19 protein-coding genes and 1 pseudogene are annotated in these 19,824 nt (G+C 36.1%); 4 read left to right on the top strand and 16 right to left on the bottom strand.

Going from position 1 to position 19,824, the window contains the following annotated elements:
- Nucleotides 1-189 precede the first annotated feature (189 nt).
- The 8 genes from ACH6EI_RS06110 to ACH6EI_RS06075 all read right to left on the bottom strand — a co-directional run bounded on the left by ACH6EI_RS06110 (nucleotide 190) and on the right by ACH6EI_RS06075 (nucleotide 8,261).
- Complete coding sequence (locus tag ACH6EI_RS06110; protein WP_098112475.1) at nucleotides 190-1,026, bottom strand: alpha/beta fold hydrolase; 837 nt, start codon at nucleotides 1,024-1,026, stop codon at nucleotides 190-192.
- A gap of 36 nt (nucleotides 1,027-1,062) precedes the next feature.
- Nucleotides 1,063-2,154: a low temperature requirement protein A gene (locus ACH6EI_RS06105; RefSeq protein ID WP_189643470.1), complete on the bottom strand. Its 1,092-nt coding sequence runs from the start codon at nucleotides 2,152-2,154 to the stop codon at nucleotides 1,063-1,065.
- A 256-nt stretch (nucleotides 2,155-2,410) separates the two neighbouring features.
- On the bottom strand, nucleotides 2,411-3,055 hold the full coding sequence (gene ycaC / locus ACH6EI_RS06100) for an isochorismate family cysteine hydrolase YcaC (protein ID WP_033580062.1): 645 nt from the start codon (nucleotides 3,053-3,055) through the stop codon (nucleotides 2,411-2,413).
- A 172-nt stretch (nucleotides 3,056-3,227) separates the two neighbouring features.
- A complete protein-coding gene (locus tag ACH6EI_RS06095; RefSeq protein ID WP_028414849.1) occupies nucleotides 3,228-3,794 on the bottom strand; it encodes an NADPH-dependent FMN reductase in 567 nt (188 codons plus the stop codon).
- A gap of 155 nt (nucleotides 3,795-3,949) precedes the next feature.
- Nucleotides 3,950-4,888, bottom strand: a complete 939-nt coding sequence (locus tag ACH6EI_RS06090) for a ring-cleaving dioxygenase (protein WP_108674266.1) — start codon at nucleotides 4,886-4,888, stop codon at nucleotides 3,950-3,952.
- A gap of 142 nt (nucleotides 4,889-5,030) precedes the next feature.
- A complete protein-coding gene (locus ACH6EI_RS06085; protein ID WP_013084346.1) occupies nucleotides 5,031-5,429 on the bottom strand; it encodes a DoxX family protein in 399 nt (132 codons plus the stop codon).
- A 611-nt stretch (nucleotides 5,430-6,040) separates the two neighbouring features.
- On the bottom strand, nucleotides 6,041-6,808 hold the full coding sequence (locus tag ACH6EI_RS06080; protein ID WP_224980445.1) for an FUSC family protein: 768 nt from the start codon (nucleotides 6,806-6,808) through the stop codon (nucleotides 6,041-6,043).
- 184 nt (nucleotides 6,809-6,992) lie between these two features.
- The gene (locus ACH6EI_RS06075; RefSeq protein WP_098112472.1) at nucleotides 6,993-8,261 is read right to left on the bottom strand and encodes a glycosyltransferase; all 1,269 of its coding nucleotides are present in this window, start codon (nucleotides 8,259-8,261) and stop codon (nucleotides 6,993-6,995) included.
- A gap of 573 nt (nucleotides 8,262-8,834) precedes the next feature.
- On the opposite strand from ACH6EI_RS06075, the gene ACH6EI_RS06070 reads away from it, so the two are divergent.
- The 3 genes from ACH6EI_RS06070 to ACH6EI_RS06060 all read left to right on the top strand — a co-directional run bounded on the left by ACH6EI_RS06070 (nucleotide 8,835) and on the right by ACH6EI_RS06060 (nucleotide 12,271).
- Nucleotides 8,835-10,337, top strand: coding sequence for a BCCT family transporter (locus ACH6EI_RS06070; protein WP_108674267.1), 1,503 nt, complete (start codon nucleotides 8,835-8,837; stop codon nucleotides 10,335-10,337).
- 403 nt (nucleotides 10,338-10,740) lie between these two features.
- Nucleotides 10,741-11,922 carry a cation:proton antiporter gene (locus tag ACH6EI_RS06065; RefSeq protein WP_098999680.1) on the top strand — a complete coding sequence of 394 codons (1,182 nt, stop codon included), beginning with the start codon at nucleotides 10,741-10,743 and terminating at the stop codon, nucleotides 11,920-11,922.
- 139 nt (nucleotides 11,923-12,061) lie between these two features.
- Nucleotides 12,062-12,271: a hypothetical protein gene (locus tag ACH6EI_RS06060; RefSeq protein WP_028414856.1), complete on the top strand. Its 210-nt coding sequence runs from the start codon at nucleotides 12,062-12,064 to the stop codon at nucleotides 12,269-12,271.
- A gap of 47 nt (nucleotides 12,272-12,318) precedes the next feature.
- Here the strand turns inward: ACH6EI_RS06060 and ACH6EI_RS06055 are convergent.
- The 8 genes and pseudogenes from ACH6EI_RS06055 to ACH6EI_RS06020 form a co-directional block, all read right to left on the bottom strand.
- A pseudogene (locus tag ACH6EI_RS06055) lies at nucleotides 12,319-12,498 on the bottom strand (IS3 family transposase); the annotation flags it as partial.
- A 373-nt stretch (nucleotides 12,499-12,871) separates the two neighbouring features.
- Entirely contained in the window at nucleotides 12,872-13,153 is a 282-nt protein-coding gene (locus ACH6EI_RS06050) for a hypothetical protein (RefSeq protein WP_108674859.1), read from the bottom strand.
- Nucleotides 13,154-13,163: 10 nt separating this feature from the next.
- Entirely contained in the window at nucleotides 13,164-13,553 is a 390-nt protein-coding gene (locus ACH6EI_RS06045; RefSeq protein WP_016766321.1) for an SHOCT-like domain-containing protein, read from the bottom strand.
- A gap of 11 nt (nucleotides 13,554-13,564) precedes the next feature.
- Nucleotides 13,565-13,930, bottom strand: a complete 366-nt coding sequence (locus tag ACH6EI_RS06040) for a DUF2089 domain-containing protein (protein WP_028409887.1) — start codon at nucleotides 13,928-13,930, stop codon at nucleotides 13,565-13,567.
- Between the two features lie 280 nt (nucleotides 13,931-14,210).
- Complete coding sequence (locus ACH6EI_RS06035; RefSeq protein WP_028414859.1) at nucleotides 14,211-15,656, bottom strand: DHA2 family efflux MFS transporter permease subunit; 1,446 nt, start codon at nucleotides 15,654-15,656, stop codon at nucleotides 14,211-14,213.
- Between the two features lie 535 nt (nucleotides 15,657-16,191).
- Nucleotides 16,192-16,725, bottom strand: coding sequence for an SF0329 family protein (locus ACH6EI_RS06030; RefSeq protein ID WP_098999679.1), 534 nt, complete (start codon nucleotides 16,723-16,725; stop codon nucleotides 16,192-16,194).
- A 149-nt stretch (nucleotides 16,726-16,874) separates the two neighbouring features.
- Nucleotides 16,875-18,572, bottom strand: coding sequence for an MFS transporter (locus ACH6EI_RS06025; RefSeq protein WP_028414861.1), 1,698 nt, complete (start codon nucleotides 18,570-18,572; stop codon nucleotides 16,875-16,877).
- 68 nt (nucleotides 18,573-18,640) lie between these two features.
- A complete protein-coding gene (locus ACH6EI_RS06020) occupies nucleotides 18,641-19,270 on the bottom strand; it encodes a TetR/AcrR family transcriptional regulator (RefSeq protein WP_028414862.1) in 630 nt (209 codons plus the stop codon).
- Between the two features lie 286 nt (nucleotides 19,271-19,556).
- Between ACH6EI_RS06020 and ACH6EI_RS06015 the strand changes: the two genes are divergently transcribed.
- On the top strand, nucleotides 19,557-19,751 hold the full coding sequence (locus tag ACH6EI_RS06015) for a hypothetical protein (protein WP_028414863.1): 195 nt from the start codon (nucleotides 19,557-19,559) through the stop codon (nucleotides 19,749-19,751).
- Nucleotides 19,752-19,824: the final 73 nt, after the last annotated feature.

Below are 19,824 nucleotides of genomic sequence, written 5' to 3'. Positions count from 1 at the left end.
GAATGGCAAACGTTTATTATTTGATTTTTATCTTTTAAAGCTATAGTAAAGCAATTTAAATGGCCTCCCTTACTATAGTAAGCTTTTCTACCGGCGTAAAAAAACAAAAAAGAAGTGACCCTTTGGTCACTTCTTCTGTTCATTAACTATTTTCCGAGCTGTTTTTACTTATCAAACATTCACTTATATTCAGTCTCTTAAAAACGAAAGCAGCGCTTCGTTAAATTCATGTGCATGCGTTGCATTTAAGCCGTGAGGACCGCCTTTTATTAAAGCTAATTTCGAATCAGAAATGGCTTCATGCGTTCGCTTTCCGCTATATTCAAATGGAACGATCTCGTCTGCATCACCGTGAATAATAAGAGTCGGTATTGTAAACTTAGCTAAATCGTCTCTGAAATCCGTTTTGCTGAAAGCAGCTATACAGTCTAGCGTCCCTTTAGGTGATGCAGCTGCTGCAATATCCCGGTTGTACAGTCGAAATGGTTCGCTGACTAAGCCCTTTCCGTCTTCAGCTCCAAAAAATGTTTTTGTAAAATCCTCAAGAAAAGCTAAACGATCATTTTTTACGCCGTTTTCAAATTCTTGGATTCCTGCATCATCCAATGCTCCTTCAGGATGATCCTCTGACTTGTAAAGAAATGGTGGTACGGCTCCTGCAAATACGGCTTTTTCTACTCTATCTGTGCCGTATGTTCCTACATAACGGGCTACTTCTCCGCCACCCATTGAAAACCCAACTAGTGTCACATTTTTTAAATCCAAATGTTCTAGCAGCTGATGTAGATCAGCAGCAAATGTATCATAATCGTATCCGTCCCATGGCTGAGAAGACTTGCCGAATCCTCGGCGGTCATACGTGATGACTCTGTGTCCAGCCTCAATAAGAGCCGGAACTTGATATTCCCAAGACCGTCCGCTTAGTGGCCAGCCATGGATTAAGACGACCGGCTTTCCTGTCCCGTGATCCTCGTAGTATAGTTCAATAGGTGCTTCATTTTCTGTTCCTACCGTAATTTTTGCCATTTCGCTACCTCCATTATATAGTCATTCTTTATTTGGTTAAGTGGTCGTAAACCTAGCGTAGATCATAAAAAAGATCGCTAATTCTCCTATGACGACAGTGCTGGGAACAATAAGTATTAAGTTAACAATAAAAAATACCGCTAAAATTCCTAAAAACATTCCCAAGTGATACACTTTCAAACGATGTTGTTCAAATCTATATTGGTGAAAAACAAGAGTGGTTGCCATGAAATAAAGCAGCACGGATCCGAATACAAAATATAAGCTGAATGTGTACTGAACTTCATGTAAAAACATGAGCTTAATCGATGCTGCAATCATGCTTAGAGACATGAGGATAAGTAAGTGTCCGTAAATAATCGTTTGTCCGGCTCTTTGAATAGACTTGTTTACTTTCTTTTCTACATTCTCAAAGTACTGCCACCACATAGCAATAATTAGGACAAATGAAATAACCGAAAATAAAATGGTATTCCAGTCCCCTTTTTGTGGCTGTATCACAGCAAGAATGCTGACAACGGATTCTCCAAACAGGATTAATGTTAACAAAGCAAAACGCTCTAATAAATGAGCGGTGTTGGTCGGTAATTTTGCCAGTCTATTATGCCCTAAAACAGGTAAAATCATATCCACTGCAATTCCTGTATACAACACGGCGTAGCGAATCCATGAATCAAAAAGAAGCGAAAGAAGTGAGATGAAAATCCCAATTCCAAAGCATGTGCCTAAAAACACAGCAACTTTTTTTCGTTCATCTCGTTCAAATTTTTGAACAATAAGGTATTGAATCGAGGTTAACGCTCTTAGCCCAATATAGCCAATCAAAAAAGAGACGTAATATTGATTAAAATCTACGGACAAGCTTGAGATCATGATAAGAACAAACAGCATTTGAAGAATCATAAAAATGCGCTGATGCAAAAAGTCTTGTCCAAACCGATTGATAAACATCGTTTGTCCGGTCCACGCCCACCATATAGGAATAAAGATTAGTACAAACTTTAACAAATACTCTCCATGAATATACCCTTGTTCAACGTGAAGCAAAACATGCGTAGCAGTAGCAACGGCTGCCACAAATAACAAATCATAAAAAAGCTCCAGCCACGTAACTTTTTTTTCTTCCACTACTCCGCATCCCTTCCTATCATTTACCAGGCTGTCGTGAATGTACTTTATTTTATATATAAGAGACGCATACTTCATGAAAGGCAGCTTAGTAAAAGATAGGTGAGCCAACGGTTCATCAGTCGGCTCACCTATCTAACAGTTACTTTTATGTTGTTACATTTTCTCCGTCACATAAATGATCCATAGATGCCATTCTACTTTCGTGTTTTATATGTAAAGAGAACGACCGATGCCAAACTTAAGCTCCGCTACGTTAGACACTCTGCTTGCTGAAATCGCGCTGAGCTCCTCTATAGCTGCCCATTAAGTTTTGATAACCAGGAAGATGACTAGAAATTAAATTGCCAAAACCTTCAACGTCGTTGCGCCAGTCACGCTGCAGCTCGCACGCTACGCTAAACCAGTTCATAAGCTGCGCGCCGCCGTGAGCCATACGCGTTAATGCCGCATCTGCGACTTGCTTGTTGAACGTCCCGGAAGCATCTGTCACAACAAACACTTCGTAGCCTGCTTTAATGGCAGAAAGCGCAGGAAAAGCAACGCAGACGTCTGTCACTACACCCGCGATAATCAGCTGTTTTTTCCCGGTCGCTTTAATGGCTTTAACAAACTCTTCGTTGTCCCACGCGTTAATTTGTCCAGGACGAGCTATTTTTGGCGCGTCAGGAAACAAATCAACGAGTTCCCCCATTAGCGGGCCGTTGGGTCCATTTTCAAAGCTAGTTGTTAAAATAACCGGTAAATCAAAGAATTTAGCCGTATCACCAAGAGCCAATACGTTGTTTTTAAATTCATCAACACCATAATCACGTACAAGGCCAGAAATAAGACCCGTTTGGTGGTCAACTAAAAGCACGGCAGCATCATCTTTTGAAAGGCGAGAGTAAAGATCAGACATTTTATCATCCTCCTTAAATTAAGGCAAGTAAGGACACGTACCTTTTTCATTCCTTACAAGCGGTCTATCATTTGAACGGTTTTTTAGATTTCATTTATGATCTGTTGAGTAAAACATGTATAGAAAGAAAAGTTATTTCTGAGGTGAAGGTTCGTGAGGTGTGTTCTCTTTCTTAATCTAGAACAGGAACAGGCGCTTGATCAATCCAATGAATGAACTGCTGTAAGTAGCGCTGAAGATAGCGTTTCGTTGACTCATCAGTTAGGACCTTTTGCTGAGCATCAACTTTTTCATGAACTTGCGAAATCAGCATTTTTTGAAATGGTAAAACATGAACTTGCATAGCTTCTAGTACTTCTCTCGTTTGCTTTTGAGCAAAAGCCGTACCGAAGCCTCCTGGAGTTGCGCCAATGAGACCAACTGGTTTTCTGTTTAAAACAGAAGAAGTCCGAGGCCTTGATGCCCAGTCCAAAGCATTTTTTAATACTCCTGTAATTCCGGAATTGTACTCTGGACTTACAATGATAACACCATCAACATCTTGAATCGCAGCTCTAAAGGATGCGACAGATTCTGGTGATCCGTCAGCTTCTAAGTCTTCATTAAAAAAAGGCAGGCTGCTTATTTCGATCCAGCGATATTGAGCTGAGTCATCTAATGTAGTCAATGACTCAGCAATCATTCGGTTATACGAATTCTTTCGTAAACTTCCACAAATAAGACCAATGGTTTTTGTCATCTATTCACCTCCTTACTTGGAATTAATTTCATATTACCACGGTGTTTCAAATATAGATATTAGTTTTATATATAGATAAATTAATTCCTTCTTTGTACCTAATTTAGGGTTAAACTAGCGTTTTACCATTACTAAAAGAATTATTTCAGTAAAATTCAGTCTAATTCTCTCACTTCAAAAGGAATCAAAGCTCTTTCAATTTGATCTCGATGGGTTTCGTACTGTTCAGGAAGCATGAGCTTTTCTCCCATTGTTTCAAGTGACTCATCATGTGCAAAACCTGGAGGGTCTGTTGCAATTTCAAATAAAATTTCTCCGTGTTCTTTAAAGTAAATCGCATTAAAGTAATTTCGATCTCGAACAGCCGTCACTCCGTATCCGCTATCGGCTACGTATTTCTGCCATTCCAACTGATCTTCATCATCTTTTGCTCGCCATGCAATATGGTGAACCGTTCCAACGCCCATTTGCCCGCGTCCAATGGTTGTTAATTTTAAATCGATGATATTTCCAATGTCAGCTGATGATTGAAACCGTATAAAATCTCCTTCTTGACCTACTTTTTTTAGCCCCATTACGTTTTCTAATAATTGAGCTGTTTCATCAGGTCGAACCGATAATAACGTAGCGCCTCCGAATCCTTTAATAGCAACATCTGAATTAATTTCACCAGCTTGCCACGTATTCTTTTCACCTTCTTCTCTTTCCACAATCTCTAGATGCAAACCATGAGGATCGTCAAACTCTAAATACTGCTCTCCAAATCGCTCCATCTTTGTAGCTGGAACTCCAAACTTAGCTAATCGCTGTTCCCAAAAGCCCATCGCACCTTTTGGAACCACATAGGAAGTTACGCCAACTTGCCCGTCGCCTATTTTTCCTTGTCGTGCATTTGCCCACGGAAAGAATGTGATAATCGTTCCAGGTTTTCCGCCTTCATTCCCAAAGTAAAGGTGATACGTTCCTGGATCATCAAAGTTTACCGTTTGTTTGACCAAGCGTAACCCTAACACGCCCGCATAGAAATTAACATTTTCCTGAGGATGACCTACAATCGCCGTGATATGATGAATACCCGCTGTTTTTTTACTCATTACTACCATCTCCTTCGATACATTTTTCGTCATATGTTTCGTTATCCCTCTTAAAATTACAACTATTTATCGTAAATATCTCGAATTCAAGATATTAGTCAAAAAATAAAAGCACCTTGCTTATTCCAACCCATTTTCTCTTTTAGAAAATAAAAGTATCTAGTGCATAATAACCTGGTCCTGCAATAGCTACACCGATTGCTACGACTAAAAGCGTAAGATTATATTCATATCCGTTTTGTGTTGCCCAGTATCCATTTGGACCGTGTACTTTCACAATCGCCATAACCATTGTTCCGGCAATCAAAAGTGCTCCAAGCGGCGTAAGAAGTCCTGCAGCAAATAAAGCTCCGCCTACTAGCTCAGATAAACCAGCCATTAACGCCATTCTAACGCCTGGCTTCATTCCGATAGATTCAAACCATCCGCCCGTTCCTTTTAAGCCGTGGCCGCCAAACCATCCAAATAATTTCTGAGTTCCATGTGCCATAAAAGATAATCCAATGACTAAACGTATTAACAATAAACCAATGCTCACCATTTTTTATTCCTCCTATTTTTTCATCACTTTAAAATCTCGAATTAAAATATCTTTAATTAAGGATAATTATAAAATCATATGCTCCTACTGTCAATATAAATTTTTATATTTTTTTGTAGCTAGTTAAAAGGCTTAACGACTTATTAAAAACATATTCTAGATTTTATGTGGATATGAGCACTGGAGCGGAAAATATAAAAGCTAAATTGTATTATTTATTCAATAAAAAAAAGAAGTCACCCCTTGGTAACTTCTTTCCCTCTTCTACTGTGCATGTATAGTTCAATAACTGGATACTGAAGTTATCACCCCACTTATAAAAGGGATATCTGGATCACTTGAATTAGTATCATTTTGCTTTTAATTTATCAATTAATTTAAGCGTATCATTATATAGACTTAATTGATATCTCTGGGACTCTAGTTCAGGTGGGATACGGATTTGTAAAGGTATCGAAGAAAGATCGAGTACATCCAAAGATGATTTCTTTATAGAGTAATTTTCTACGTTTTTATTAGCTTGTTCTGTTATGTATTCTCCTAATACCTGTAGTTGAACAGCCCATTTTTGTCCATCAACTGTGGGTAGAGAATTCGTTTTGGACCAGTCGTTAAATGTAGTGAGTACACTCGAAATATAGGTATACCCATAAAAGGAATTGTTCATTTTGTTTTAACTGCTGCTTTTTATTTCTGCCAAATGGGTTCAACCTTAAACTCTTTTCTGCTTTCCTTAATTCCTTTTCGACCTGGTGAAGTTCCTGAAGCAAGTTGGTTGTATCATCTATTAAATTTTCTCCTTCAACAAATGTACAGTTATTATTTACCCAGTAAGCCACCTTTTCAAATAATTGTCCAAGGTCTATTCCAAATTGAGTTAAAGTTCTACGAGCTTCTTTTACGTAATTTGGTGGAACAATTATGATATGAACAATAATAGCGACAAGAGCTCCTATGATCGTGTCTCTTATTCGATCAGAGACATAATAATTTGTTTTATGAACAAATACAAAAACTAATAAAATAGTAAGCGCAATTTGATGAATGATCGTCTTATGTAGCCTTAATACAACAGGAAGCACCATTCCCATTGTTAATAATAACCCTATCGTCCATCCGTTCACTTCTACATGTTTAATGATAAAAATCGTAGCAGCAATTCCAAAAAGAGTGCCGATAATTCGATAAAAAGCATACACAGCAGAATGCTGGATGGTTTCTTGAATAGAAAGAATCACAGTTAAAGGCGCCAAATAAGGATGCTTAGAGCCTAACATTTTTGCCAGTTCCCACGATACACCAGAAGCTATAGATATTTTGGCTATAAGTAGTAATCCTTTTATTAGTTCGAGCTTTTGCTTTCCCTTATTTATATCCATAAAAACTCCTTTATTTAAACACCTATGTATGTAAGTCGACTTACAGTCACTTCCTGTCGTTACTTACTATTAACTGGAGAACGTAACTTTATTACAAACAAAGCTGTTTTCATATATAAGAGTTGATTGGATAAAACTCTTCTCTTAAAACACATACTAGCTGTTTAGCTATCCTTCAATCCATCTATTTATCCCGCAATTTGTGTACTACGCTTTCTATATGCTTCACCGCTTGGTATACACCATTTTCCGATTGAATGATGCTTTTTATTTGTTGAGCATTTTCAATATACTCTTTATTTTCTACTTGTTCTAACGCGTGAACCAATTCGAATACTTGGAGATTTTTTTCTTGTAACGGCTTTAGTGAATACCCTTTTTTATAGAGAAGATTTGCCCAAAACGGTTGATCCACTGTAAACGGAATGATAATTTGTGGTACGCCACTCAGTAAAGCTTCAGACATTGTTCCAACACCTCCATGATGAATAATGCCTTTAGCACGTTTAAATAAAAGTCTATGGGATGCACCTTTAACGGCGAGTATATTCTCTTGTTGATTAAACTTCATACCGCTTGTTCCTGTTAGCACTATTGCGCGATTGTCCGTCTCCTTTAATGCCTGAATTAACTTTTGTTTAAAAATTGATGGACTCTTTAAAGGCATAGAACTAAATGATACTACAATAGGCTTCTTTCCTTTTTCTAGAAAGTTTTCTATTTCATTGGGTAGCACCTCTTCCTCTACTTCTAAAAAGAAAAAACCTGGTAGACATACAGAACCTTTCCAACTCTCTACTTCTTTGAAAAGAAAAGGACTAATAGGATAAATTATAGGAATAGGTGCACCGTTTACGTCATATGTGTAAAGTCCGGCTTTTCTCTTCGGGAATTTTAACGTTTTTTCTCTAAAATCGTTAATTTCTTTCATAAAAGGGTACTCACTGAACTTTACTATCTTGTAGGATAATCTATTTAATGTAGGACCAAAGCTTTGTTTTGACGATAAAGAGAAATTTGGGAACTCTGTAATTGGATACATAATTGGAACGGGCGGTAAGCAAATGCAAGGAATATGATAGTACAGCGCAATATCAACGGCACCAAGAGCTTTAGGATGATAAATGATTAGATCGGCTCCTTGGGAAGCCTGATAAAAATCATCCATACTTCTTCTGTAGGATGGAGCAATTTTTTCTTTTGAAAATTTCATTATTTTAAAAGGTGAAAACTTCTTACCATTAAGTATATCTCTTCCTTCCTCGCTCTCCATTATCGCCATCAAATCAGTAGCAGCGGGATGAAAGGAAACCTTATTTTCTTCAATAAAATGTTGAAACGTCGCACCTGTACAAATGACTACTTCATGTCCAATCTTAATCATTTCTCGAGCAAGTGCAATATAAGGCTGTACATCTCCTCTACTGCCTAACGTTAAAATTGTCACTTTCATAATTTCCACCCCCATAATAAATAATAACTTAACTTTTTTGTTTTGCTGCAACTATATTTTAGCTTATGTATGAATTTTTCTTATTTATTTAATTTTTGATTTCGTTAAGTTAAATGATAATGTTTTATGGTTTGCGATAGTTCTTGCATTCACAGATAATTTACTCTTTGCAAAGGTAATAAGGCAGATTAATCCCTTTGTTGAATATAAAATTACTCATCCTTTAAAAATTGCAAGATTTATAGTTTTCAGTTTGATTGCTATAGCCAACTTATACTGGATAAAATGTTGAATCAGAGTCTTTATATTCTCATGTCTCCTTTTCATCGTCATTAAAAGAAAAACTCATTTCTATTTTAAAAGAAGTCTATTCCGGACTTAATCTACTGAAATGATTAAAAGGTTGCAAAAGCTCTCTCCTTACCAAATAGCTGGTATAAAAGACGTTTTTTCATTCCGTATTAAGGGAATTAAGATAGAAATTTTAGAAAAAGGAGCTAAAATGGCAAAATAGTAAATTTAAGTCTTTCTGGAAGTCATTAATGTTAATTAAAAATATGAAGGAGGAAGATGATGAAGAAAACAACACCTATTTTTTGGATCTCTTTAATCATTAGCGTTTTATTTGTAGGCTGGGGTATATTAAAACCAACTAATCTACTTCACGTCATGACCACCGCGGAAAGTTATTTGCTTAATCGCTTTGGTTGGTTTTATCAATTTTCTGCCACATTCTTTTTAATATTTGCCTTAGTATTAGCTTTTAGTCGATTTGGAAAAATAAAACTGGGCAAACCCCATGAAAAACCTGAGTTTAGTACCCCTACTTGGTTCGCTATGTTATTTAGCGCTGGGATGGGAATTGGTTTACTTTTTTATGGGATTTCTGAGCCAATCTCCCACTATGCTACACCCCCTTTTGGGAAACCTCAAACTACTGAATCTGCAAAACTGAGCCTAGAATATACATATTTACACTGGGGATTTCATGCTTGGGCAATTTATGCTGTAGTAGCACTTGCCTTAGCCTATTATAAATTCCGAAAAAACATGCCTGGACTAATGAGCGCAACCCTAACCCCTCTTATTGGAAATAAGAGTAAAGGACCAATTGGCTACGCAGTAGACATCATAGCTGTATTTGCTACCATATTTGGGGTGGCCGCATCTTTAGGATTAGGAGCTTCACAGATAAATAGTGGATTTCATTACCTAACTGGCATGCCTATTAGCTATAAAGTTCAACTCGTTATTATTGCCATTACAACTATTTTATTTATTACATCTGCAGGAACCGGTGTTTCAAGAGGTATCAAATATTTGAGCAACGCTAACATGGTTTTAGCCGTCATTCTATTTGTTTCTTTTCTTTTTCTTGGACCTACACAATACTTAATAGAGCTTTTCTCTACAACCTTTGGTTCCTACGTTCAACAATTACCAAGCATGGGGCTGCGATTTGCTCCCTTTAATTCGGACAATAACCAGTGGGTAAAAGATTGGACCATTTTTTACTGGGCTTGGTGGATATCATGGACCCCATTTGTGGGAACTTTCATTGCACGCGTATCTAAAGGAAGAACGGTTCGTGAATTTATTATGGCTGTATTAATCGTTCCAACACTTGTATGCTCAATATGGTTTGGCATATTTGGAGGTACCGGTATTTATTTTGATTTTGTGAAAGGATTAGATGTGGCAAAACAAAGCTTAGAAACCTCTCTATTCTTTGTGTATGATCAAATGCCGTTTGGAAGGTTTCTTTCTACCATCTCTGTAGTCCTTATTTTGACGTTCTTTGTGACTTCTGCAGATTCGGCCACTTTTGTTCTGGGGATGCAAACTACAAATGGGAATTTAAATCCACCTTTCTTTGTTACATTTATTTGGGGAATCATTTTAGCTGCTATTTCAGCAATTTTATTAGGTACAGGTGGCCTGCAAGGCATGCAAGCAGCTATTATTGTCAGTGCATTACCATTAGGGATTGTTCTTCTATTCATGTCCTATGCATTAATTAAGTCCTTCCGACAAGAAGTTTCTGAAGATAAAAAGCAAAATAAAAAAACTGCTTAACTTATTTCAATATGAAGCAGCTTTAAAAGGTGTATGATTTATTTTTAAACTGATATTTATATCTTTTGTTTGAGGGAAACTTTATAGTAAACATCATGTATGTAAGCTTTGTTAAAGGTTGTTTCCTTTTAGTGAGGAAACAACCTTTCTCTTCTTGCATGTTTGTAAGTACCAACTTATTTTTTTGATTGAAGTTGTATTCAAATTTATATTATTTAGCATTATATAAGTAATTTATTGCTAATGATACCTTAGGAAAATATTATCTATAATAAACAAAGTTATAAGAAAAGCCGTATATCTCTCAAGGTGACAGAAACCTATCCATAAAGAGAATGTACTCTTAACAATACTTGGCACATGAAGCATAATTTCAGTTTTAAAGAGACAAAGGAGCATAAAAATGGTTACATATTGGATTATTTTATTAGCTATCGCTGTAGGGGTAGTGTTTATCGCGGAAAAACTGAAACAACCTTATCCCACTTTCCTTGTAGTAATAGGATTAATTATTGGTTTGGTACCCATTCCTGCGTTGGGAGAAATAAAAAGTTATGCAGCCAATGATACCGTGTTTCAAACGACCGTTATTTTCATCTTCTTATCAGCTTTGTTAGGGGATGCAGCACTTAAACTTCCCTTTGATGAATTAAAACGTAATAAGAAATCGATTTCTTTATTAGCTTTTTTAGGTACATTTCTTACCTTCTTACTAGTTGCTGCTTCTACTTATTTTTTCTTGCACCTTTCTTTGCAAGAATCCTTAATTTTCGGTGCACTTATGGCAGCTACTGACCCTGTATCCGTTCTAAGCATTTTTAAGTCAATGGGCCTAAACAAGCGCCTCTCCATTGTGGTCGAAGGAGAAAGTTTAGCAAATGACGGAGTTGCTGTTGTACTATTTCAAATTGCTGTGGTAACTACTGCCTTGAGCTTAACAGGTACATTGAATGCGCTGCTTGAATTTCTGAAAGTTGTAAGTGGAGGCATATTGATTGGTGGAGTGTTTGGTTTATTAGCTTCTCGTATTACATCTAAGATTGATCATTATTTAGTGGAGACTGGATTATCGATGGTTCTATTTTATGGTACTTTTCAGCTTGCTGAACACTTTGACGTTTCTGGGGTAATATCTGTAGTAGTAGGTGGCGTAATCTTAGGAACTTATGGACGAAACGTAGGCATGTCAGATCTAACACATGAAAAAGTGAATTCCTTTTGGGAAACAATCGCCTTTCTCTCCAATGCGCTTATTTTCTTACTAGTAGGATTAGAAGTGAGTCGTATTGATTTTTTAGATAAAGGATGGCTTATCGTTGGAAGTATTCTTATTGTTCTTTTAGCACGTTTTCTCGCTGTCTATATAAGCTTAGCTTTTGATAAATCCATTCCAACTTCATGGAAACCTATTATTTCATGGGGAGGATTAAAGGGATCTCTTTCAATTGCGCTTGTTTTAGGCATTACACCCGAATTTGAAGGAAAAAATCTGTTATTAGCAATGACATTTAGTAATGTAGTCTTTTCTCTTCTTATTCAAGGAACAACACTAAAAAAATTAGTTTCATTTTTGAATGTAAAATAAAAGCCTATACTAAAAGAAAGCTGATGTTATGTTTGAAACTTTTCTTACACCCACTCGTATATCCATAAGGAACACCCTTACTCCTTTCTTAGTCAACATACAATAAATACGCGATAGAAAGCTTACAAGGAGGAATTAGATGGAATCAAGAATGAGTTGGTGTATTAAAAATCCTTCGTTTTATTTGGGAGCTGTTTTATTTCTCATCTTTGGTAGCCAATGCGTTATGGGATATATAAAAGAACATCAATTCTACGTTTTAGAGAGCATATTGAGTATCATAGGTGTTTTTATGATTGTTCTACCGTTGAAAAAGAAACTTGCTCCTCATTCACCAAAAAGCACTTAGTTATATGGGACTGACCCCTGATTTCGAGACAAGGATCCAAACACCTTTTAAACAGCCAGTTTTCGGTATTGTACCGGTGACTGGTTGTTTAGTTTTGTTTGAATACAGATATGGTTATAATAAGTAATGTAGCTTTCGACAGTTTGTTCTACGATGGCAGTCGTAGTACATGTTAACTCATCGAGGTAAAATGTTTCAGACTTTAGGGTGAAATGAAACGATTCAATTCAATTCTGTTATTTTGTTAGTAATAGCTTATATAGTGAGTTTTAGATTTAACAGAAAAAGCTAAAATCAATTAAGGAGCTGCTTGATAAAAAGAAATCCTTAATAAAATCATGTAGCAAAGGGGGGCTTTAATACGATTTCGGTATGAATAGGAATCTAGATCGTTACGTTTGTTTCCACATTTCAGGGCACATACTCCGGGTATAGATTAAATAGAAAAAGTAAAGAAGCAGAAAAAAAAAGAGATTATACAGCAAGATAGCACGCTGTGTAGTGTCTTTTTTCTGCCTTTTCGCTTTTATATAGACTAATAAGGTTTTATTTTTACACGAAGGTAGACACCTAAAGCGATTTTCACTTTACAAAGCTACATCATAGTCTAACTCTTACTTCCGTACCATCTGTAGCTTTGACATCTACTAGCACCATCCCCTTATGTTTCTTTAGTTCCTTGACGATAGGCTTTAGCACACTTTTATCTATTAGCGGAAAAGTAAAGTTCAGCTCTTTTCTTTTAAAATGTTCTTTTGTCCATTTATCTATATGCTTCTGGATAAATTTCGAAAAAGCAACGCTAATAGCAACGTTTAAAAGAGCATATGGAATTGGGATACTAAACCGAACTTCTTTGGTTTTCACTTTTACATGAATCATAAGCGCACCGTTATTCAATGATGACTGAAACGGTATCTCCGTTCGCCGATTTAATATCAACAATCTGGCCATCTAACTCGTTTTCAATTGCTTCAACAATCAGGTTTATGTCTATATCTTTTACATATTTTTCTGATTGAGGAATACTTGCTGCGATGCTGTGTCCAGCCATTAATACCAGCTTGACAAGCTTTATTGGCAAATTAACCTTCACATTATCATTTTCAGTTGAAACAACTCGAATTTTCAACGTTTTATCTAAATACGCATTCGGTTTCTTCAAAAGCTTATTGCCTGTTTCTTCTTTTTCTTTTAATACTTGAATCAGTTCTGATCCCTTTTCTGCATCAATTTTTCCTTCTTGAACCATTGTTAACACTTTTGTAATTTCCTCTTTCATAGACAATCCCCCTATTCTTCTTTTAAGAGCTTGATGGCTTCTTCTGCTGTAATTTCACCATTTTCTAACATAGACACAACTTTTTTCTCGTCTACTTCGTTTTTCTTCTTTTCTACATATCCAAGAGATGAAATGATGTCAGTCAGCTTTCCGCGAACAGTTGGGTACGAAACGCCCAGTTCTTTCTCAACTTCTTTGATATTTCCTCTGCATGTTAAAAACACTTCTACAAAATGAAGCTGATCACTCGATAAAGATGCCAGCTTAGATAATTCAAACTCATTTTCAATCGTCGTGTGACAATGGCTGCACTGTAGCTTTGTAATTTTTAACGTTTCACTGCAGACAGGACAATTTGTAAGTACTTTATAAGCCATAATCAAATCTCCTTCTTTTAGTTAATTTGATTATATAACAATTATTTAATATTAAAAACAATAAAATTAAATAATTTTAAATAAAAAATTAAATATAATAATTTATACTTCAAAAAAATCAATAAAATATTTTAAATCACGCACAATGAAAACTAATAAATATTTGCTGAATTAGATGCTTGAGGTTTAAAAAGACACATACAGCTATACAAAAAAGAGTACCTTAAAACCTTCCCCAAACCTAAAAAAACACAGACCATACAATGGTCTGTGTTTTTTATTAATGCGCTTTTTGTTCAACATTAACTCTCTTGATAAAGAACGAGATCACTAATCCAACAATGGAAACAATAATCGCAAAGACGAATGCATGTTGAACACCGTTGGTAAAGGCAAGAACTTGGTTTAATGGATCCATTTTATCTGACACCGTCTCAAGGAAGCTTCTTGAACCTGATGACAGAATCGAGATTCCAACAGCTGTTCCGATTGCTCCAGAAACCTGCTGCAAGGTGTTCATAATCGCTGTTCCATGCGGGTACAGCTCTGGTGGAAGCTGGTTTAAACCATTTGTTTGAGCTGGCATCATAATCATCGAAATGGCAATCATAAGCGCAATGTGTAACCCAATGATAAACCCTGTTGACGTTTCCAGCGTTACGGTTGAAAAACCATACATGGTGCCGACTACAATCAAAAGACCAGGAATAACTAGCCATTTGGGACCAAAACGGTCAAATAATCCGCCCATAACCGGTGAAAGAATTCCGTTAATCACTCCTCCTGGAAGAAGCATTAGGCCAGCGGCAAAGGTTGATAAAGCTAATGATGTTTGTAAGTACAGGGGTAAAATCATCATGGCAGACAGTAGTACCATCATGCAGACTAGAATTAATAAAAGACCAATTGTAAACATTGGATACTTAAAGGCTTTAAGGTCTAACATTGGCTCTTTCATCTTCGTTTGACGAATAGAGAATGCAACTAGTGCAACAGTTCCAATCACAAGAGTTAGAATAACCTGTAGACTTCCCCAGCCCCCGCCTTCTCCAGCGCTGCTAAATCCAAATACAATTCCTCCAAAACCTATTGTTGAAAGAACAACAGAAATCATATCGATTTTTGGCTTTGTTGGTGTGGTAACGTTCTGCATAAAGAAAGCTCCAAACACCAAGGCAACCACTAATAATGGAAGTGAAATCCAGAAAATCCAGTGCCACGTTAATGTTTTTAAGATTAAGCCTGATACAGTTGGTCCAACAGCTGGAGCAAACATAATAACAAGGCCAATGATCCCCATTGACTTTCCACGCTTATGCGGTGGAATAATAACAAGAATCGTGTTGAACATAAGCGGTAAAAGCAAAGCTGTTCCCACGGCTTGCACGACACGGGCAATCATTAGTACCCCAAACGTTGGTGCGATAGCGGCAATAAATGTTCCGATAATCGAGCAGATTAGCGATGCTATAAAAAGCTGTCTCGTCGTAAACCGCTGAAGAATAAAACCTGAAATAGGTACCAGAATTCCTAACGTTAATAGATATCCTGTTGTTAGCCATTGTGCCGTTGTTTCGTGAATACCAAAGCCTGAAATTAGCTCTTTTAACGCCATATTTAGCGCTGTTTCACTAAATAAGCCGATAAACCCGGCAATAAGAAACGACGTAATAATCGGCAGCACTTTGATGTTAGAGCCTTCGGCTGCTGTTTGTTGATTACTCATATTAAATTGTCTTCCTCTCTTTTACGTACTCTTTTTGATAAATTTTTTTCTATCTCAATGATAAGTTGATTAGCAGACAAACGATACATACCGATATAAAGATTAGTAATAAGTTTAAGACATTGTGCTGATTAAGCTTTTTCCTTCTCTTCTCTTTTGACCGGATTGCTTTTTGTCTTCTAAATTCGTTTCTTTCCACAGATACCTCTCTCTCCATTTCATTTCTAAATTACGTATGTAAACTGTTTCCCATTTATGTATATGCTTTTTCAATAAGCAAGATAGAACTAAAAAATGAAAAGAGGAAAGGCACATATTTATACCATTCCCCTGCACAAAGGAAAAATGAATTTCCACTTTGTATACCAGGAATATTGTAACACATCTATAAGTACTGTTTCTATCTAAAATATACTAAATAATGATATCTATATACCTAACTTAGTGCCCTGTGACAATTAAAATTTGTTTCTGTTATTTCATTAGCAATGACGTATATAGTCATTTTTGAATGTAATAGAAGTTCTGTTTATGTTCATTGGCTACTATGTATATTCTCTGCTTCATAACGTAATTTATAAAAATCCTGAACGAATGTGTTTTCTTCTAAAATGGATTCTTTCATTTTACGTAAAGTTCTTTTTCCTACACGACGGTCAAGCATACACAATATTTTTATTAACATATCATTCGACTTTAAAGATAATTCAATTGGTGAATTAAAATATTCCTCCAAAGCAGAAAAGAAATCATATTGTGCATAAATGCCTTCCGTTTTTAATTGTTCTTGAGCTTGTTCTTGGATTGCTCGATTATTAAAAACATTATCATAAGTAAAATCGTCTAACTGAATACGAATATCTCTTTCTCTATAATATTCTTCTTTTTCAGCAGTAATCGTACACATATTTAACATTTCTACTTTATCAACAGTTATGACAGCCCTACCTAACTGGTCATGTGCTTTTCGATAATTAATCACTTGAAAATCTACTCTTGAATGCAAAGATTCGCATACAAAACTCAGTAAACGTTTCTTTGCTTTGCTCCATTTTGGATGATACAGCAATAAACTCCCTCCCTTTCAACCTATTAAATTTTACCATTATAACATATCTGTGGTAGTAGAAAAGAAGTATATGCAAGAATTAAAAGAGCAAACTCTCTTACACGTGAGTTTGCTCTTTCTCTTCTTCATTCAAATTTCTTAAGTTTAACTTATTGTCCTATATCCTTCATCCTTTTAAGAGCTTTTCTATATTCTTGATCTCTCATATGCAGCATTTTATCAGGAGAAGGTTTAGGCTGGCCAAACTTTTTCAAAGCTTCTCTATACTCGCTGTCACCAATGACTCCATTCGAAACAATCTCTTTAGGCGAACGCTCAAAAACGGGAGTAGCTTTTTTACTGTGAACCTTTTCGGTACTCGGCTTTTCTTTATTTTTTTCTTTATCATGCGACTTATGAGCCAGCTTGTGTCCCTTACCTGTTAAAAACATCAAAAACGAGAGAATGAATACCACAATGCTCAATACACACGAAAACGTAGAAAAGGTATGATACGTAATGATTTCAGATTTTACATGTAGAGATTGCGTGAAATTTTCTTTACTAGCCACCTGGCTCTCTGCACTTACCGTTGCAAGGTGATCTTTATACACCTTTGCAAAAACAATACTGCTGATTACAGGAATGACCGCAGATACTGTCACTCGTATAAATTGAACCGTGACCATCCGAGGGACTAAGCTTGGTAGTGGTCCGCCTAAAGCAGCACCCATCAGACCTGCAGCGACTGTGAATCCTACTCCTGCGATTAAAGCGGCAAAGCTGATAATAAAGAGAAAAGCTGAAGCATGACCGTCCACATACATCCACTGTATGTTTACTCCCATAATAATGACGGCTCCTATAATACCTAATACGCCCGGCCCGACTTTATCATATAATACGGCACTTAATATGGCTGCAATTACTATCCCGGCAAAAAGCCCGATATAGATCAGTGACATCTCTCCTTTATCAAAACCAGATTCACTTTTAAGCAATCCTTGTAGGGATAAAAGAGTGAGACTCATACTAATATTTCCTATAACAGCGATTAAGATAGCGAGAGCTGGTTTTCGAGAAGCCACTAATCGAAAGGGAATTAAAGGATTTTTAATATGCCATTCTGCTATAAATAAAAAACATAAAAAAATGATGCTTCCTACTATGCCTATCCATACATAAGTAGATGCCCATCCTGATTTTTGGAGATTAAGTAATGTAAACGTAATAAATGCAGTAACCATAAACATTAACGCTGCACCGATGATGTCAAATGGTTCATGATGTTTTTGCTGTTGCTTGGCATGATCATTTGTTAAAAATTTGTAGCTAAAACCTATTCCCAGTAAGGAAAGTACGGCCGCTATATAAAATAACCATCTCCAGTGTCCGTAGCTTTTCACTAACATTCCGAGAAAAATACCCACAACGCTAGAGCCATAAAATCCGCCAATAAGAATCAGTAATGCCAAGTTCCGTTTCTGAATCGGAAAAGAAAGAACCAGCATTGGAATCATCATCATAAGTGCTAAACCCGTTCCTATCCCTTGTAAAAAACGACCAATTCCCATTCCTAAGAAGCTGTTAGAAGCAATACTTACGATAGCTCCTATAAGAAACAAACACATCGAAAGAACATAATTCCTTCTCTCCCCTAACTTGTGTCGAAGGATAGGTCCAAACGGAATACAAAATGCAAAGCTTATAACCCCTATTAAAACCGGTGTTATCGAAATATAAGATTGATTGTGAAACGTTTGTTGGAGAATGTCACGTATAGAATTTAATGACGTGTTTAACATTAAACCAGGACCAATAGCTAAAACTGCCAGTAAGGAAATCCCCCAGTGTTTTTCTATTTTCATACCACAATTCCTTTCTGCCTTTCATGATTGTAAAATATCTTTATTTGAACAAACTAAAAAATAAAGCTTCAGTAAGGAAGCTTTATTTTATTTTCTAAACCTGCCACTCGAATTGGCCCTAGAAGAGTTAAACGGGTTAATTTATCAGCCATAAATGCAGGGCTAAATTTCATATCGCTTTCTAACCAAGAACAAATGACACCTATATGAGCTGATGTAATATAGCTAATCAGGATATCTTTAGGAATATCCAGTCCATCCTCTTCTTCTCCAATCGAAGAGATTAGCTCTCCGTACACTCTTTTCTTTACAATTTCCGTCATATGACTTCTGAATTGAGGCAATCCTCGGTCACTTAGCATGACTTTAAAATAATCCGCGTGTTCGTAGATGAATTCAAAAAGCTTTAAAAAAGAAACAGACTCATCTTTTTCTTCCACTTCTGAGGAAACCTCGTTATTTTGTTTAGGCTTTACTTGCTCTATTAGCTCTTCTAGAACTTCATTCATAATCTGAACAAGAAAGTCTTGCTTATCTTGATAATGTAAATAAAATGTTCCTCGCGTTAATTCCGCTTTTTCCGTAATTTCTTGAATCGTAATGGACGTGACATCTTTCTCCTTAAGAAGTTCGACTAAAGCGTCTCTTAAGTATTTATTTGTTCTTTTTATCCTAGGATCTACTTTTTTTTTAGTCATAGTTGATCTCCTTGTATCACTTTTATTAAGACATACGATAGACTATTTAAACTATCCTGTATCGTCAACATACATTTTATACATAATGTAAACTAATGAACATCATGTATATTAAGTCTCACAAAGTATTGCCAATCTGTCAATATCAAAAATTGGGTAGCGTTAAAACATTCGTTAGACATGGATTGAGTGAACTCAAGAGTGTAATCTTTTGTAAAAACGTTCAAAAGAAATGGTATTAGAAATGAAGGAATAGTAAAAATTGATATTATGGAGGTGTTTTCTTATGAAAAAGTTTGAAGTAACGTTTCATTTAATCAATGGTGAAATCAGTCATATAGTTGAAACTAAATCACTTATTCGTGCAAAGAACTACATACAATATAGATTTGAAGATAAAAGTAAAGTATTGGACTTAGCAAATGACTTGGTACTCGTTAAAAGCAGCGTTCAATACTTTACCGTAGCTGAAAAAGAATAAGTAATGATATAAAAGGGATAAATGATCGAGTATGAATGGCTTGTTACACCGCTGTTAATTTCCATGCAAGGCT

This window comes from Priestia sp. JSM ZJ58 (genome assembly GCF_044383985.1).
Taxonomy (GTDB): Bacteria; Bacillota; Bacilli; order Bacillales; family Bacillaceae_H; genus Priestia; species Priestia zanthoxyli.
Note: the sequence above shows the minus strand (reverse complement) of the source record. Positions and strands in the feature narration are given on the sequence as shown.

Bases quoted from the DNA above. Each gene is read 5' to 3' on its own strand.
- ACH6EI_RS06035 (WP_028414859.1), bottom strand. From the start codon at position 15,656: ATGAGTAATCAACAAACAGCAGCCGAAGGCTCTAACATCAAAGTGCTG.
- ACH6EI_RS06085 (WP_013084346.1), bottom strand. From the start codon at position 5,429: ATGGTGAGCATTGGTTTATTGTTAATACGTTTAGTCATTGGATTATCT.
- ACH6EI_RS06020 (WP_028414862.1), bottom strand. From the start codon at position 19,270: ATGACTAAAAAAAAAGTAGATCCTAGGATAAAAAGAACAAATAAATAC.
- ACH6EI_RS06045 (WP_016766321.1), bottom strand. From the start codon at position 13,553: ATGAAAGAGGAAATTACAAAAGTGTTAACAATGGTTCAAGAAGGAAAA.
- ACH6EI_RS06040 (WP_028409887.1), bottom strand. From the start codon at position 13,930: ATGGCTTATAAAGTACTTACAAATTGTCCTGTCTGCAGTGAAACGTTA.
- ACH6EI_RS06075 (WP_098112472.1), bottom strand. From the start codon at position 8,261: ATGAAAGTGACAATTTTAACGTTAGGCAGTAGAGGAGATGTACAGCCT.
- ACH6EI_RS06015 (WP_028414863.1), top strand. From the start codon at position 19,557: ATGAAAAAGTTTGAAGTAACGTTTCATTTAATCAATGGTGAAATCAGT.
- ACH6EI_RS06065 (WP_098999680.1), top strand. From the start codon at position 10,741: ATGGTTACATATTGGATTATTTTATTAGCTATCGCTGTAGGGGTAGTG.
- ACH6EI_RS06060 (WP_028414856.1), top strand. From the start codon at position 12,062: ATGGAATCAAGAATGAGTTGGTGTATTAAAAATCCTTCGTTTTATTTG.
- ACH6EI_RS06025 (WP_028414861.1), bottom strand. From the start codon at position 18,572: ATGAAAATAGAAAAACACTGGGGGATTTCCTTACTGGCAGTTTTAGCT.
- ACH6EI_RS06095 (WP_028414849.1), bottom strand. From the start codon at position 3,794: ATGACAAAAACCATTGGTCTTATTTGTGGAAGTTTACGAAAGAATTCG.
- ACH6EI_RS06090 (WP_108674266.1), bottom strand. From the start codon at position 4,888: ATGAGTAAAAAAACAGCGGGTATTCATCATATCACGGCGATTGTAGGT.
- ACH6EI_RS06050 (WP_108674859.1), bottom strand. From the start codon at position 13,153: ATGATTCATGTAAAAGTGAAAACCAAAGAAGTTCGGTTTAGTATCCCA.
- ACH6EI_RS06070 (WP_108674267.1), top strand. From the start codon at position 8,835: ATGAAGAAAACAACACCTATTTTTTGGATCTCTTTAATCATTAGCGTT.
- ycaC (WP_033580062.1), bottom strand. From the start codon at position 3,055: ATGTCTGATCTTTACTCTCGCCTTTCAAAAGATGATGCTGCCGTGCTT.
- ACH6EI_RS06110 (WP_098112475.1), bottom strand. From the start codon at position 1,026: ATGGCAAAAATTACGGTAGGAACAGAAAATGAAGCACCTATTGAACTA.
- ACH6EI_RS06080 (WP_224980445.1), bottom strand. From the start codon at position 6,808: ATGGATATAAATAAGGGAAAGCAAAAGCTCGAACTAATAAAAGGATTA.